The 13,626-nt window shown below is 69.2% G+C and carries 12 protein-coding genes and 1 pseudogene; 5 read left to right on the top strand and 8 right to left on the bottom strand.

The window, feature by feature from the left end; translation table 11 throughout:
- Positions 1 to 386: 386 nt before the first annotated feature.
- Positions 387 to 683, bottom strand: coding sequence for a hypothetical protein (locus tag IEZ05_RS34370; RefSeq protein WP_189234242.1), 297 nt, complete (start codon positions 681 to 683; stop codon positions 387 to 389).
- Between the two features lie 245 nt (positions 684 to 928).
- Here IEZ05_RS34370 and IEZ05_RS37170 point away from each other — a divergent pair.
- From IEZ05_RS37170 to IEZ05_RS34355, 4 genes and pseudogenes are all read left to right on the top strand, one after another.
- A pseudogene (locus IEZ05_RS37170) lies at positions 929 to 1,048 on the top strand (hypothetical protein); the annotation flags it as partial.
- A gap of 258 nt (positions 1,049 to 1,306) precedes the next feature.
- Positions 1,307 to 1,672, top strand: a complete 366-nt coding sequence (locus tag IEZ05_RS34365) for an ankyrin repeat domain-containing protein (RefSeq protein WP_373298908.1) — start codon at positions 1,307 to 1,309, stop codon at positions 1,670 to 1,672.
- Positions 1,662 to 2,159: a hypothetical protein gene (locus IEZ05_RS34360; protein ID WP_189234240.1), complete on the top strand. Its 498-nt coding sequence runs from the start codon at positions 1,662 to 1,664 to the stop codon at positions 2,157 to 2,159. The genes IEZ05_RS34365 and IEZ05_RS34360 overlap by 11 nt, the downstream gene beginning before the upstream one ends.
- Entirely contained in the window at positions 2,156 to 4,831 is a 2,676-nt protein-coding gene (locus IEZ05_RS34355) for a DEAD/DEAH box helicase (protein ID WP_189234239.1), read from the top strand. The genes IEZ05_RS34360 and IEZ05_RS34355 overlap by 4 nt, the downstream gene beginning before the upstream one ends.
- A gap of 185 nt (positions 4,832 to 5,016) precedes the next feature.
- Here the strand turns inward: IEZ05_RS34355 and IEZ05_RS34350 are convergent, their stop codons facing one another.
- The 5 genes from IEZ05_RS34350 to IEZ05_RS34330 all read right to left on the bottom strand — a co-directional run bounded on the left by IEZ05_RS34350 (position 5,017) and on the right by IEZ05_RS34330 (position 10,332).
- Complete coding sequence (locus IEZ05_RS34350; protein ID WP_189234238.1) at positions 5,017 to 5,706, bottom strand: SMI1/KNR4 family protein; 690 nt, start codon at positions 5,704 to 5,706, stop codon at positions 5,017 to 5,019.
- Positions 5,707 to 5,951: 245 nt separating this feature from the next.
- Positions 5,952 to 7,268 (bottom strand): hypothetical protein, encoded by a 1,317-nt coding sequence (locus IEZ05_RS34345; RefSeq protein WP_189234237.1) that lies wholly within the window; start codon positions 7,266 to 7,268, stop codon positions 5,952 to 5,954.
- Between the two features lie 920 nt (positions 7,269 to 8,188).
- The gene (locus IEZ05_RS34340) at positions 8,189 to 8,599 is read right to left on the bottom strand and encodes a (R)-mandelonitrile lyase (protein ID WP_189234236.1); all 411 of its coding nucleotides are present in this window, start codon (positions 8,597 to 8,599) and stop codon (positions 8,189 to 8,191) included.
- Positions 8,600 to 8,648: 49 nt separating this feature from the next.
- A complete protein-coding gene (locus IEZ05_RS34335; protein WP_189234235.1) occupies positions 8,649 to 9,491 on the bottom strand; it encodes an SDR family oxidoreductase in 843 nt (280 codons plus the stop codon).
- 76 nt (positions 9,492 to 9,567) lie between these two features.
- Positions 9,568 to 10,332: an SDR family NAD(P)-dependent oxidoreductase gene (locus IEZ05_RS34330; RefSeq protein ID WP_189234234.1), complete on the bottom strand. Its 765-nt coding sequence runs from the start codon at positions 10,330 to 10,332 to the stop codon at positions 9,568 to 9,570.
- A 243-nt stretch (positions 10,333 to 10,575) separates the two neighbouring features.
- On the opposite strand from IEZ05_RS34330, the gene IEZ05_RS34325 reads away from it, so the two are divergent.
- A complete protein-coding gene (locus IEZ05_RS34325) occupies positions 10,576 to 11,466 on the top strand; it encodes a helix-turn-helix transcriptional regulator (protein WP_189234233.1) in 891 nt (296 codons plus the stop codon).
- A 77-nt stretch (positions 11,467 to 11,543) separates the two neighbouring features.
- Here IEZ05_RS34325 and IEZ05_RS34320 read toward each other — a convergent pair whose 3' ends face one another.
- Entirely contained in the window at positions 11,544 to 12,419 is an 876-nt protein-coding gene (locus IEZ05_RS34320; protein WP_189234232.1) for a hypothetical protein, read from the bottom strand.
- 461 nt (positions 12,420 to 12,880) lie between these two features.
- A complete protein-coding gene (locus tag IEZ05_RS34315; protein WP_189234231.1) occupies positions 12,881 to 13,567 on the bottom strand; it encodes a flavodoxin in 687 nt (228 codons plus the stop codon).
- Positions 13,568 to 13,626 lie beyond the last annotated feature (59 nt).

The following is a 13,626-nucleotide window of genomic DNA, read 5'->3' as shown; positions in this document are numbered from 1 at the left end:
CCCGCGGAGCGGGTACCCCATCGCTGCGCGATGGGCAAGCGAACACCCGCGCTGCGCGCGGGTGTTGCGCTCCCGCTCCGCGGGAGCGCTGGCGGGGCGCTGCGCGCCCCGCTCACTAGACCGGCTGCGCCGGTCTAGTGACGCTCCGTCTGCTGCGCTCCCGGAGCTGCTGTGGCCTGCGGCCCCCGGTGGTGGCTTCCGCTGCGCTCCAGCCACCTGGTGGCGCTGCGCGCCACAAGACGGACCCGCTGCGCGGGCCCGTCAACGGGCCTTCGGCCCGGGCACCTACAGGGACCGGGGGTGCTCCGGCAGCGGACCGTCAGCAGGTCCCGACTCCGCCCCCTGCGGGGCGGACCGGATTGACTCGTGGGAAAAGTAATGGGCCCTCAGGCAGGGGCGTGACGGCGGGTGCTCGGCAGCCTGTGCGGGGCAGCATGGTGTACGGGCCGGCCCGTGGCGGGAACGGCGAGGCGCCGCAGGGCGAGGCCCGCGATGACGAGCAGGGCGGTGAAGACGGCCAGGAGGAGGACGGACACCCACATCTGCCGGCTCCCCGGGGCCCGCCAGCCGGTCCAGGCCGCGGACCCTGCCCACAGGAGGATGGCCGCAGTGTAGAAGGAGCGGATGCGGCGCAGTTGCCGCTCGGCCCGCAGGAACTGGATGCGTTCGGTCTTCGGTGCCATGCGGCACCGTGTACCCCGATGCACGCCGGCCATCAGGGTCGGACGGGATCTCGTGGAAGGGGATCTGTCGAGGGGGTCCCGCAAGTCCACATCTCAATGTGATGCAGCATGTAGCATTGGCGCGAAGAGGGGACACCCGGTAGCAGGGTCGGAGGACGCATTAGCTTCGGCGTCTTATGCCCGCGGTCCGTCCACTGATTCGATAGCCACGACCCAGCAAGACCGGTGGAGAGGGAAAGGGCGCTGTGGATCCCGATGTGCTGAGGCCGAGCTCCTGGCCTGAGGTGGAGCGGTGGACACCAGCGCACCAGGCAGTGGAGGTCAGTGACTACGAGACCCTCTCCATGCTTCTGGACGCTGGGGCCGACCCGGATGAGGTGTGCTTCGAGCTCACGTTGCTGACTCACGCGATCGACTGGGAAGGGGACAGTCACCTGCAGTCGGAGCTTCGCCTGCACACGGCCGGCACGGCAATCGTGCTGGCATACGGGGCCGACCCGCGCCTGCCGTCTGCCAGCGGGCGGACTCCAGCCGAGAGCTACGACCACGAGCCAGCCAAGCGGCTGCTCCAGCGCTTCCTCGCACCGGCGGAGGCTCCGGAAAGAGCGCGTCGAAGTGGTCGCGTGTCTTCCGCTGAGGTGGAGTCGTGGACGCCCGCGCATAGGGCCGTGGAGATGGATGACTACGAGACCCTCACCGCGCTCCTGGACTCGGGGGCCGATCCGGACGAGGTGTGCTTCGGGCACACGCTGCTGACTCACGCGATCGACCTGGAAGGCGACGGCCATGTGCAGGCGAACTACCCGCTCGACACGGCCTCCACGGCGATCCTGCTGGCCTACGGTGCTGATCCCCGCCTGCCGGCCGCCGACGGCGAGACTCCCCTGCAGATCGCCGAGTACTACCACCACGAACCGGCCCAGCGGCTGCTCCAGCGCTTCCTCTCCCTCACCCCGGCCAAGTCCCCGGGGAGCTCGCGTGACGCATGACCGCGGGCCTTCGCCCCTCGGGCCGGACTCCGCTTACAGCGACGCCTCGATCTACGTGGACGCAGAGGCTGCCTCGCGGGTCGTAGGCCGGCTTCGAGACGCCCTCGGCCTCGCCGAGGACAACGGTCCAGAGCTGACCGTCGGGCCGCTGCGCCTGGAAGGCGCGTACAACGACTACTCCACCGACTGGCACGCCCACCCCTTCGACTTCCTTCAGTGGCCGACCGTGCTGGAGTGCGAGGCCCCTTCGGGAGCGCCGGCCGAGGAGGTGGTGCAGGCCGTCGCAGCCGTGCTTGAGGCGCTGTGGCGCGGCGGGTTCAAGGCCGTAGCCGCCTGCGACTTCGAGGACGAGCTGCCCGCACGCGGCGGCATCGACAGGTACCCCTACCCCGCTCCTGCCCCCGACGGGGGCGCGGTCTCTTCGGGCACGGGCACGTGGTGGAAGAACCTGATTTCGCCCGGAAAAAGGAAAGGTCGAAATCTGTGATCAGCCTCCGGGAACATCAGGTGACCCAGAAAACGGCCATTCGGAAATGGGTCCGATTTGTTGCAAGATCGTCTGTGCCTGCTGAGGGGGCGCGGGGCACGCTGGTGTCTGCCACCGGGTCGGGCAAGACGATCACGGCTGCCGCGAGCGCGCTGGAGTGCTTCCCGGGCGGGCGGATCCTGGTGACCGTGCCGACCCTGGACCTGCTCGCGCAGACCGCGCAGGCGTGGCGGGCGGTCGGCCACCGCTCCCCGATGGTGGCGGTGTGCTCACTGGAGAACGACCCGGTGCTGAGCTCGCTGGGGGTGCGCACGACCACGAATGCGATCCAGCTGGCGCTGTGGGCCGGATCCGGGCCGGTCGTCGTGTTCGCCACGTACGCCTCCCTCGTGGACCGCGAGGACCCGGAGGACCCAACGGGCCAGGGGACGGTTCGCGGGCCGCTGGAAGCCGCCCTGGCGGGCGGGGAACGGCTCTATGGCCAGCGCATGGTCCCGTTCGACCTCGCCATCGTGGACGAAGCTCACTCAACCGCCGGTGATCTTGGTCGGCCGTGGGCGGCGATCCATGACAACGCCCGCATCCCCGCCGACTTCCGGCTCTACCTCACCGCCACCCCGCGGATCCTCGCCTCACCCCGACCTCAGCGCGGGAAGGAGGGCCAGGAGGTGGAACTCGCGAGCATGGCCGACGATCCGAACGGCACCTTCGGAGCCTGGCTTCCCGGCGCCGAACTGGGGCTCTCGGAGGCCATCGAGCGGGGCATCCTCGCCGGATTCGAGATCGACGTCCTCGAGATCCACGACCCCTCCCCCATCGTCGGGGAGTCAGAGGAGGCGCGGCGGGGCCGGCGCCTGGCGCTGCTGCAGACCGCTCTTCTGGAGCACGCCGCGGCGTACAACCTGCGTACGGTCATGACGTTCCACCAGAAGGTCGAGGAGGCGGCCGCGTTCGCGGAGAAGCTGCCGCAGACGGCAGCCGAGCTGTATGCGCACAATGCCTCCGAGGAGGACCTGGCGGCCGCAGAGAAGCTGCCCTCGTCGTCGATCGGCGCTCAGTTCTACGAGCTGGAGGCTGGACGGCACGTGCCGCCGGAGCGGGTGTGGTCGGCGTGGCTGTGCGGCGACCACCTCGTCACCGAACGCCGCGAAGCCCTTCGCCAGTTCGCCAACGGCATCGACGCAACCGGACGACGCGTGCACAGGGCGTTCCTCGCCAGCTGCCGCGTCCTCGGCGAAGGAGTCGACATCACCGGCGAGCGAGGAGTCGAGGCCGTCTGCTTCGCCGACACCCGCGGCTCCCAGGTCGAGATCGTCCAGAACATCGGCCGGGCCCTCCGGCTCAACCGCGACGGCTCCACGAAGGTCGCGCGGATCATCGTGCCCGTCTTCCTCGAACCCGGCGAAGACCCCACCGACATGGTCGCTTCCGCCAGCTTCAAGCCGCTCGTGGCTGTCCTCCAGGGCCTGCGCTCGCATGATGAGCGCCTGGTCGAGCAGCTCGCCTCCCGTGCTCTCACCAGCGGCAAACGCAAGACCCACATCCAACGCGACACCGACGGGCGGATCATCGGGACTACCGGTGGCAAGGGCGAGGGCGATGAGGAGCAGGGCGGCACGGACGGTGCGGTCGAGTCTGCCCTGCTTCACTTCTCCACCCCCAGGGACGCGGCCACGATCGCGGCGTTCCTGCGCACCCGCGTCTACCGGCCCGAATCGCTGGTGTGGCTGGAGGGCTACCAGGCCCTGCTGCGCTGGAGGGCAGAGAACGAGATCACCGGCCTCTACGCCGTTCCTTATGACGTGGAGACTGAGGTGGGGACGACGAAGGCGTTTCCCCTTGGGCGATGGGTCCACCAACAGCGGAAAGCCCTGCGGGCCGGGGAGCTGGAGGCGCGGCGCAAGAAGCTGCTGGACGCCCCGGAGGCCGGCATGGTGTGGGAGCCCGGCGAGGAGGCCTGGGAGAACAAGCTCGCCGCGCTCCGGTCCTACCGACGGGCCATGGGGCACCTCGCACCGCGTCAGGACGCGGTGTGGGGCGAGGTCGAGGCGATGGTGCCCGTCGGGCAGCACATGGCCAACCTCCGCCGCAAGGGCGGCCTCGGGAAGAACTCGGACCGGGCGGCGGAGCGCGCGAAGCAGCTCGCCTCGATCGACCCGGACTGGAACTGCCCCTGGCCCCTGGACTGGCAACGCCACTACCGCCACCTCGCCCACCTCGCCGCCGACGAACCCGGCGGCCTGCTGCCCGATATCGCACCCGGCGTACTCATGGACGGCGACGACATCGGACACTGGCTCCAACGACAACGCCGGGACTGGAGACTCCTGTCGAGCAAGCAGCAGGAACGGCTCACGCAGCTGGGCGTGAAGCCTGCTCTGCGGCCCGTTCCGGCACGGGCGGGAGCGGGAGACAGGGCAGCGGGTAAGCGACTGTCCGGGAGCCGCTCAGCGGCCTTCGAGCGGGGCGTTGCGGCGCTGGCCCAGTACAAGGCCCGCACCGGATCCCTCACCGTGAGCCGGGGCCACGTGGAGCGGCTGGAAGACGGGAGCGAGGTCCGCCTCGGGGTGTTCCTCAGCAACACCAAGAGCAGGCGCGCCAAGCTGGACGCCGACAAGCTCGCCGCCCTCGCCGCCCTCGGGCTCGACTGGGCCGGGGTGCAGCCCGCATAGCGGTGGCCGGCGACACTTGACTAGAGGCCATTGGCATTGCGAAGGCCCGGACCAGGTGTCCGGGCCTTCGCAATGCCTCGGGATCTTTCTTCCCGGCCCCTGCTGACCAGGCGACTGCCCCGCAAAGGTCCCCGCACCGGCAGCTGGACAAGGAAGCCCGGGACAGCCTCCGCAGAGCCCGCAGCTCAGTCCGCCGCAGGAACCGGTGCCAGCTGACGTTCCGCCCTCTCAAGCCATGTCAGATACCAACGGGTGAAAGAGATCGGAGCATCGTGCTCATCCAGGAGCGGCTTCAGGTCCTCGTCATCCACTCTGTTGTCGGACCAGATGCGCCCGCGCTCCGGGCCGCTGATGATCAACCACTCGCGGGCGGCACACCCTAGCGTTGAGATCACGACCGCGCCGACGGTGCGGTCCGCCGACCACATCACTGGTTCCCAGCGCTCTTCCCATGCCTCCATGGCGTCATCGAAGTCCTCGATGTCCTCGAAGTCCTCCTCTTCGGGGTGCTCGGCCAGGAGCGACTGGACAGCTTCAGGATCGGCACCTTCACGAGGAAAGGGCTCGGCCAGACGGGACAGGTCAGCCAGGTCGGCTCCATCTCCCTCCCATCGCCAGCGCCCCTGGATGAGTCGTACCGGATAGACCCCATACGAGGGCCCGGCACCTCCGGCGCCCACTCGGAGGAGGAAGTCGCGGTACTCCCCGGGCAGCGTCACACCCACCTGACCTTCGAGATCGGCCAGCTCTGCCGGGGTCAAGGGGTCCTCAAGGAAGAACTTGTGCCCGATCGCGCCGAAAACACGGTCACCGGCCGGCGCGGCACCAAGGGACTGCACCCGCTCCCGCACCCCCACCCATATCGAGTCATCCATGGGCCGAGCGTATGCCGCACGGCGAGGGGGACCGAGCAGGGCTGGCTCCGGCAGCCCAGCTCAGGAACCTACGCACGGCCAGGATCCCGGTCTCGGCCGCTGCCTTCGCTGCACCGGACCTCGGCCGGGACGGCGTCGACGAGCCCCGGGAGCCGAGGAAGCCGCTGCCGCCGATACGAGGGCTGAGGAACATGCGGTGCACCGCTTACCGGGCGGTGATTTGATCCGATCTCGCCGTCGGGCCTTCAGTCACAGCTGCTTTCGGGCCACAGTTTCTCGAACTCGCAAACTTCCTCCGGAGTGAGATAGCTGGGGCCGGTGATCTTGACCAGCGTCGTGTCCCAGGGACGTGCACCGCTGTGGTTGGGGGTCAGCATCACGCCGGCGCTGCACAGCGCTTCCGGTCGACCAGTGCGTGTGCCGACCTGGTGGTGACGCAGCAGGACGTAATTACCGAAGGCGGCCTCCACATACTTGTCGAAGTGCGTCGCGCAGGTGAAGAGCATCTGCCGGTCTTCGTCCGTCTCATCGTGCAGTTGCCGTCGGGAGCGCCACATCAGGTGACCGTCGGGAGCTTTCTCCACCTCGTCGAGCATGTCGAGCAGGAGTTGCCCCCACTCTTCCCGTATGCCGACGGGTAGCCGGTCGAGGTCTGCGAGCACCATGAGCCGGTCGCTTTCCGATACCCCGTTGCGCAGCATGCTGGTCGCCACGTCCTCGAGCACGATGCGAATGACCAGGTGCGCGTTGGTCTCGCCGGCCCCGGCCGGGGCCTGAGGCAGAAGCGGCGTGGAGAACTGGCGGCCTCCCGGCCCGATGAGTTCGGTGTCCACCTCCCGAGGCGGCGCGGCAGCATCCGCCGCCGCGAGTTCGTAGTAGCGCACCGATTCGTCGCCGAGCGCGATGGGCGGCTCCGCGGCCACCCGGAACAGGTAGTCCAGGACCGCTGTGGTGGACCGCAGTTGGTCGAAGAGGAAATCCCAGTCCCGGCGCGTAAGCGTCAAGGCGGGCATGCCGATCGACTCGAACGTAGGCACCGTGTCCGGGGGGACCTGGTCGTGATCAAGCAGGGACACGGCCATCCACTCATATGCGGTGCCCGCGACGGAGAGAGTTGTACCACGCCCATTGATCATGTCGGCGGGCTGGAGACGCAGCATGCGCACGGTTCCCTTGGCCTGGCTCATGGCCTTCTTGGTCACCTTCTGGATCCAGGCCCGCTCTTCGTCGTCGCTCTTCGGCTTCACAGTGCGGCTTTTAACCTGGATGACCGCGCCGCGCCGGCCGCTGAGCAGCAGTCGGTCGCCTAGTTCCCGTTGTCCCGAGCCCTTGCGGGTGAGCGCGGACTGGAACACAAAGTCGGGCAGCCCCCAGGTCACCGCTGCCGTGTGCGCGGCTTCTTCCGCCGCGATACCCGGTTCCTTGTCGGCCGCGAGGGGCATAGCCGGCGGTATTCGGCGCACGTGCGTGCCTGCCGGCGTCTCGACGATCAGGCTGATGTAGCCGGAGTTGCCGGTGTCGTTGAAGCGCCACAGCGCATCGGATGCGGTCACACCGCTCATTAGATACTTCCTAGCGATGCAAGTGCTCATACTTTCAACCACCCAGCATTCCGTGAGCATGACTCGGCACGACATGCCGCGTCAGAAGGTCCGCTGCTGAGCCGTGCAGTCTGCCGGCGCTGGTGTTCCGCCAGCCACCGGGGACGCTTTTGCCCGCGCTCGTCCTCGGGCCGCTGGTCGCGGCTGGTGATCACTGGTCGGGAGGGTGTCCGGGCTGTCGGTGACGATGCGGCTGCGGGGATCCCTCCCGGGCGAGGGGCCGGAAGGGAAGTGAGTCCGCCGTCGGCGCGCGCAGAGCTTCCCGCAGGGCAGCGTTCTCCCCTCATCAGCAGCGGGACGTCATGGTGGAACCGGGGGCTGGTGGTGGAAGTCAGCGATCCGGCCACGTCGGAATCGCGTGGTGACGTGCACTTCGGGTCGCGCAACAGTAGGCCGCACCCTCGTACTCCTGGTCGACCGAGGCGCGGCGGGTCACGCGGCCCGGACGGCTCTGCGGGCGCGGACCAGCTGGCGCAGCTCGGTGCGCGCCGCCGGGACCGAGGGGGCGGTCTCCCAGGGCGGTGGTGTCGCGGGGGCGGGGTGCGGCGAGCGCGTCGTAGGTGGCGTTACAGCAGCGGTGCGCCAGGCCGCCGACCTCCCGCCGCGCCTGTCGCCGACAGCGGCGCCGTCCGCGCGATGAACCGCAGGCGGCCCGCCTCGTCGTAGCGGCCCAGCAACAGCGTCGACGGCGCGGCCACCCGGCCCGTCACCGAGGCGACGACCGCCTCGGCGCTGGCGCGGGCCTACTGGTGAAGAGGCGGTATTCGGTGAGTGCGCTATTCCCTTGTCGGAGGGGTTCGCGGGTGCTTCTCCGGAGACGGGACTGCCCGCCGCCTTCCGGCGCGCCGAGGTGCGAAGGAGGCGGCGGGCAGGTCGACTGGTCAGCGGCGGCTGGCGAGGGCTTCCGCGTACTGCTGGTCGGTGACGGGTTCCAGCCAGATGGTGCCGTCGCCGTTGCCGTCACCGACCACGAGGGCGATGTGCGCCATGAGGCTGGTGTCGGTGGCGCCGTGCCAGTGTTCCTCGCCTGCCAGGCGCTTGACCGTTTCGCCGGCGCTAACGCGTACGACATGGCCGTCGCGGGTGCCGACCAGGCCGACGCCGTCGGTGATGTACAGGACCTGGCCCAGGGCGTGGGAGTGCCAGTTGGTGCGGGCTCCGGGGGTGAAGCGGACCAGGGCGGCCGTCAGGCGGGACGGTTCAGACGGCGGCTCGATCATGTTGAGGTAGACGTCGCCGGTGAACCGCTCGGCCGGGGCCTGCACGGTGGGAGTCTCGGTGACGTGTTCCATGGCACCTGTCCTTGATCATTGCTCGGGGACACACTGGTGGGGCTGCCGCTCAGGCAGCGTCGTCGTGGCCGAGGTTGCCGCCCAGCTCACGAGAGGCTTCGACCTGGGTGAGGAGCTCCTGGGCCTTGGCCGTGACGCCCTCGATGGCGTCGGCGCCGGCGACGAAGCGCAGTGGCGGCTGGTCCTGGCCGGCGAGGGTCAGCAGGGCGCGGGCGAGCTTGGCGGGGTCGCCGGGCTGCTGTCCGTTGATGCTCTTCCAGGCTTCGACCGTGGCGATGGTGCGCTCGGCGTAGTCGTCGATGGTCGGTTCGGGCCAGGTGGTGGAGGCGTCCACGAGCAACTCGGTGCGGAAGTAGCCGGGCTCCACGATGGTGGTGCGGATGTTGTACGGCTTGATGTCGTGGTGGAGGGCTTCCATCCAGCCCTCGACGGCGAACTTGGAGGCCGCGTAGGCGGAGGTGAACTCCGTGCCGACCTGACCGGCGAGGGAGGAGAGGGTGAGGACGTGGCCGTCGCGCTGGGCGCGCATGACGGGCAGGACGGCGCGGGTGACGTTCATCGGGCCGAAGAGGTTGGTCTCGATCTGCCGGCGCATGTGCTCCGGGGAGATCTCCTCGAAGTAGCCGGCGAAGAAGTTCCCGGCGTTGTTGATCAGCACGTCGATGCGGCCGAACCGGTCGACGGCGGCCTGTGCGGCCGCGTGTGCGTCGTCGAGGCTGGTGACGTCCAGTTTGGTGACGAGCAGGTTGTCCTGCGGGCCGCCCAGGGTCTTCTCGACCTCCTCGGGGCGGCGGCCGGTGGCGACAACCTGGTGCCCGGCCGCGAGGGCCTGGCGGACGATGTCCGTGCCCAGACCACGTCCAGCACCGGTGATGAAGATGACCTTGCTCATGAGAAATTTCCTTTCGGGTTCCGTAGGCGGGGACCCGGTGGGTTAGGGAGCTGGCGGGAGGCGACGGTGGAAGTGCTCACGCCTGTTCAGTGGGCATGATCCACAGCTCACCGACAGCGGCGTGGCGGGGACGGGTGACCATGTAGGCGACGCCGTCGGCGATGTCCTCGGCGGCCAGGACTTCGGTCTCCTCGAAGTAGGGGTCGATCAGCTCGCCGCGGACCTCGGGCTTGTTGTGCGTGCCCAGTTCGCTCTCCACGGCGCCCGGCTCGAGGACGCCGACGCGCACGTGGCGCTGGGTGACTTCCTGACGCAGGGACTCGGTGAAGGCGTGCACGCCGAACTTGGTGGCGTTGTAGACGCCGAAGCCCCGGCTCGCCACGCGGCCGGCGACAGAGCCGATGTTGACGATGTCGGCGACCTGGCGCGGGTCCTGTTCAGCGGCCTTGAGCAGGTGCGGCAGGGCGGCGCGGGTGGTGTAGAGCAGGCCCTGGACGTTGACGGCGATCATGCGGTCCCACTCCTCGGCATCCGCGCCGACGACGGGCCCCAGGAGCATCAGGCCGGCATTGTTGACCAGGGTGTCCAGCCGTCCGAACCGGTCGAGGACCTGCTGTACGGCGGCCTCGGCCTGGATGCGGTCGGTGATGTCCGCCTGCACCACCGTGGCGGTGCCACCCGCCTGCTCGATCTCAGCGGCAAGAGCTTCCAGCCGGTCCTTGCGGCGGGCCACGAGCGCCACCGAGGCGCCCTGCTCGGCGAGCCGGCGGGCGGTGGCGGCGCCGATACCGCTGCTCGCGCCGGTGACGAGTGCGACGGTGCCGGTCAGTTTCGAAGCCATGGGGTGTCCTCTTCTCCAGACGTACGGCGTGAGGGCAGACAGCGGGCAGCGGCAGCGACGATTTCGTGCGTGCGGTTACGGCGCGTACTGCTCGAAATGATCAGTGCCGTGTCCCGGGCCCGCTATCCAGGCAACCATCCGCGAACGCCCCGTAGGCCGCGGTAAAGGGCACCGCTCTTCCGGGGGTCTGCCAGTACCCCCTTCAGCACGCTGACCTGCCGGGCACCGCCGTACGGTGGACCCATGGACCGCAGCAGCGAGATCCGTGAGTTCCTGCGCACCCGCCGGGCCCGGATCACCCCCGAACAGGCTGGCCTCGCACCGCACGGCGGCGCCCGCCGCGTACCGGGGCTGCGCCGCGAGGAAGTTGCCCAGCTCGCCGGAGTCAGCGTCGACTACTACATCCGCCTGGAGCGGGGGCGCACCCAGGGTGTCTCCGCAAGCGTCCTGGAGGCCGTCGCCCGCGCCCTGCACCTGGACGACACCGAACGCGCTCACCTCTTCGACCTCGCCCAGCCCACCGCCACCACACGGGCCCGCCGCCGGCGCCCGCTCGCCCCCCAGAGGGTTCACCCGGTCCTGTACCGGACCCTGGACTCGCTCAGCGTCCCCGCGGTGGTCCAGGGGCGACGCACGGACGTCCTGGCCGCCAATCGGCTTGCCCACGCCCTCTACACCGACTTCGAGGCCCGGCCCCGCCGCGAACGCAACTTCGCCCGCTTCGTCTTCCTCGACGGGGCCGCCCGCACCCTGTACGCCGACTGGGAGAAGGTCGCCGGCGATTGCCTGGCCATGCTGCGCCTGTACGCCGGACGCCATCCCGACGACCCGCAGCTCACCGAGCTGATTGGCGAGCTGTCTCTGCACAGCGATACCTTCCGCCGCATGTGGGCCGACCACGACGTCGTCGCCCACACCACCGGCACCAAGCGCCTGCACCACCCGCTCGTCGGCGATCTCACCCTCGACTACCTGGTTCTGGCCGTCGAAGGCGACCCCGAACAGACCCTCACCATCTACACCCCCGAACCCGCTTCCCCCTCCGCCGAAGCCCTGGGCCTTCTCGCCAGCTGGACTGGAACTTCGGCCACCGGGCCGCGCACCCTTGAGGAGAAGACCGACTCAGCCGGCTGACCACGGGCGGCAAGCAGTCTCGTGAGGCACGGACCTCCGACAGCTTCCCCCGGATGCGAGGTGCCAGTGCCGGTCTTTTACAGAGGAGCGGCACCTGCGCTACGTCGATGGCGACCGGCCAGGTAGTCGGACCAGTTCTCGCCGGCCAAGGCTGCGAAGCGTTCCGCTGTTCTCGGCTGGATGCCGATCAGATCGGAGATCAGCACCGGTGGCAGGTCGGCTAGTGCTTGCACCATGGCGGTGTTCCGGGCTGCGCGGGTCGGCAGGCTGTAGCGCTTGAGTTTGTCGGCCAGTCCGGCAGGGTTGCGGGGGCGGCCGGGGGTTCGGCCCGGCAGGAGGTACGCGGTGGCTTCGCTGGTGTGCCGGGATCCGTTGTTGAGATGGTCGTCGATAAGACGGGCGAGCTTCGGTGGCAGGACGACGGGGTGGCGGTTGATCGTCAGGTAGGTGTGGTCCGCGTCGTGGTGGAGTTGGTCGGTGGTGAGTTCGACGATGCGGGTCAGGGGGAGGGCGTAGAGGCGGATGAAGGCTGCGGCGATGCGGACGTCCGGCGGAAGCGCTCGATCGTTCAGGCAGCGGCGTAGCTCCTCGTAGTGGACTTCCTCGATCCGGAACTGGCCGGGGAGTTGGGTGCTCGGGTGCTCGATGGTCAGGCCGGTCCGGGTGAGGTGGCGGGCGCAGGCCCAGCGGATGAACGGGATGGAGCGGGCCCGTAGGGTGGGCCTGGAGATCGCCCAGATGTCCAGGCTTTCCTGTGTGAGGTTCTGGAGGGTGTGTTGCTGGCTGTCCAGCCAGGTGAGGAAGTCGATGGCAGCGCGGATGTTGCCGCAGTCACCCTTGTGGGCGGCGTAGGTGTAGCGGCCGCGTGCCGAGCGACGGCGGGCGTCACGGACGATGTGCCATTCGGCGAACGGGCGGATCACGGTTGCCTGATGTGCCGGCAGCTTGGCCACGGTGCGGGTCGTCCAGTTGATGATAGCCCGGTGATCTGGCGCCTTCCTCTCCTTCCTGGTGGCCGTGGCATGTCGCCTCGAACGCTCGCGCCCGTGTGCGATCAGTCACCGAACCGCGTCACAGCACCCGGAGACACGTCGGGGCACGGAGGCTGCGGCCGTACGGGATGGCGCCACCGGCTGGCCGCGTCACGGGCGACATCGGCCGCGACTTCCACCACGAACTCCGGGGCGACGAGCGTGACGTCCAGGACGTCGCGACTGCCCCAGCCGGCGCTGAAGTCCTGCCCCAGCCAGAGTGCTCGCCACGCGAACCTCAACGGCCTGGGCCGCTACAGCTTCCGTGCCGCCGTCGCACGCTGGCGGTGGTCTGCGCCCGCTGCGTGGCCGGGTCAGCGGCGAGGATGAACAGCCGTAAGCACTGGCATCCGGACGGGCCGTGACGTGCCCGGCAGGAGCCTTTACCGGTTGGGCAGCCGAATACGTCGCAGCCATGCCTCAACTTCGGTGTCGGCGTCCTTGACCTCTTCGCCGCGTACCGCGAGGCCCTCGGCGATGGTCGCGCCGGGGCAGGAGGCGACGTAGTCGCGTTCGGTGGTGCCCAGGCCGCTCATGGCGTAGGTGGTGACCGGGTGGATGGTCTTGCCTCGGAAGTCGAGTGCTTCGGTGAACGTCGTCATGATCATGGGTGCTCGGACGTTCCAGATGGGACTGGCCAGGAGGATGGTGTCGTAGTCGTCGAGGGAGGGCAGGCCGCCTTCGATGGCCGGGCGGGCGTCGGTGTCCTGCTCGCGGACGTTGCGCTCTACGGTCGCGTCATAGTCGTGCGGGTAGGGGTCGGCGGCCTGGATGCGGTAGGTATCGCAGCTGATGCGGCTGCCGATCTTGTCGGCGAGCACCTCGGTGTTGCCGACCTTCAGGTCGATACGTCCGCCGTTGTAGTAATTCTCGCCCGGTCGGGAGAAGTAGGCCAGCAGGACTCGCTTCTCGTTGCTTCCGGTCGTCGCGGTGGACTCGGAGGAGGCGCTGGAGTTCGGTGAGGACGGTGAGCAGCCCGCTAGGTGGGTCGCACTCAAAGCGGCGGTTGCGGTCGCCAGTGCGCTGCGCAGAACGGTGCGCCGGTTCGGCAGGACGGTGTGGGTGATCATGGTGGACGGCTCCCGGCATTGGCGGAGTGGAGGCCCGGGCGGGCGCCCCGGACGTTGGC

The sequence above is a fragment of the Streptomyces flaveolus genome (assembly GCF_014648815.1).
GTDB lineage: Bacteria > Actinomycetota > Actinomycetes > Streptomycetales > Streptomycetaceae > Streptomyces > Streptomyces flaveolus.
The sequence above is the reverse complement of the archived record's forward strand: the minus strand, read 5'-3'. Positions and strand labels throughout refer to the sequence as shown.

What these genes read in the sequence shown, in the direction of transcription:
- IEZ05_RS34345 (WP_189234237.1), bottom strand. Translation starts at nt 7,268, where the DNA reads ATGAGCGGTGTGACCGCATCCGATGCGCTGTGGCGCTTCAACGACACC.
- IEZ05_RS34350 (WP_189234238.1), bottom strand. Translation starts at nt 5,706, where the DNA reads ATGGATGACTCGATATGGGTGGGGGTGCGGGAGCGGGTGCAGTCCCTT.
- IEZ05_RS34330 (WP_189234234.1), bottom strand. Translation starts at nt 10,332, where the DNA reads ATGGCTTCGAAACTGACCGGCACCGTCGCACTCGTCACCGGCGCGAGC.
- IEZ05_RS34315 (WP_189234231.1), bottom strand. Translation starts at nt 13,567, where the DNA reads ATGATCACCCACACCGTCCTGCCGAACCGGCGCACCGTTCTGCGCAGC.
- IEZ05_RS34340 (WP_189234236.1), bottom strand. Translation starts at nt 8,599, where the DNA reads ATGGAACACGTCACCGAGACTCCCACCGTGCAGGCCCCGGCCGAGCGG.
- IEZ05_RS34335 (WP_189234235.1), bottom strand. Translation starts at nt 9,491, where the DNA reads ATGAGCAAGGTCATCTTCATCACCGGTGCTGGACGTGGTCTGGGCACG.
- IEZ05_RS34370 (WP_189234242.1), bottom strand. Translation starts at nt 683, where the DNA reads ATGGCACCGAAGACCGAACGCATCCAGTTCCTGCGGGCCGAGCGGCAA.
- IEZ05_RS34325 (WP_189234233.1), top strand. Translation starts at nt 10,576, where the DNA reads ATGGACCGCAGCAGCGAGATCCGTGAGTTCCTGCGCACCCGCCGGGCC.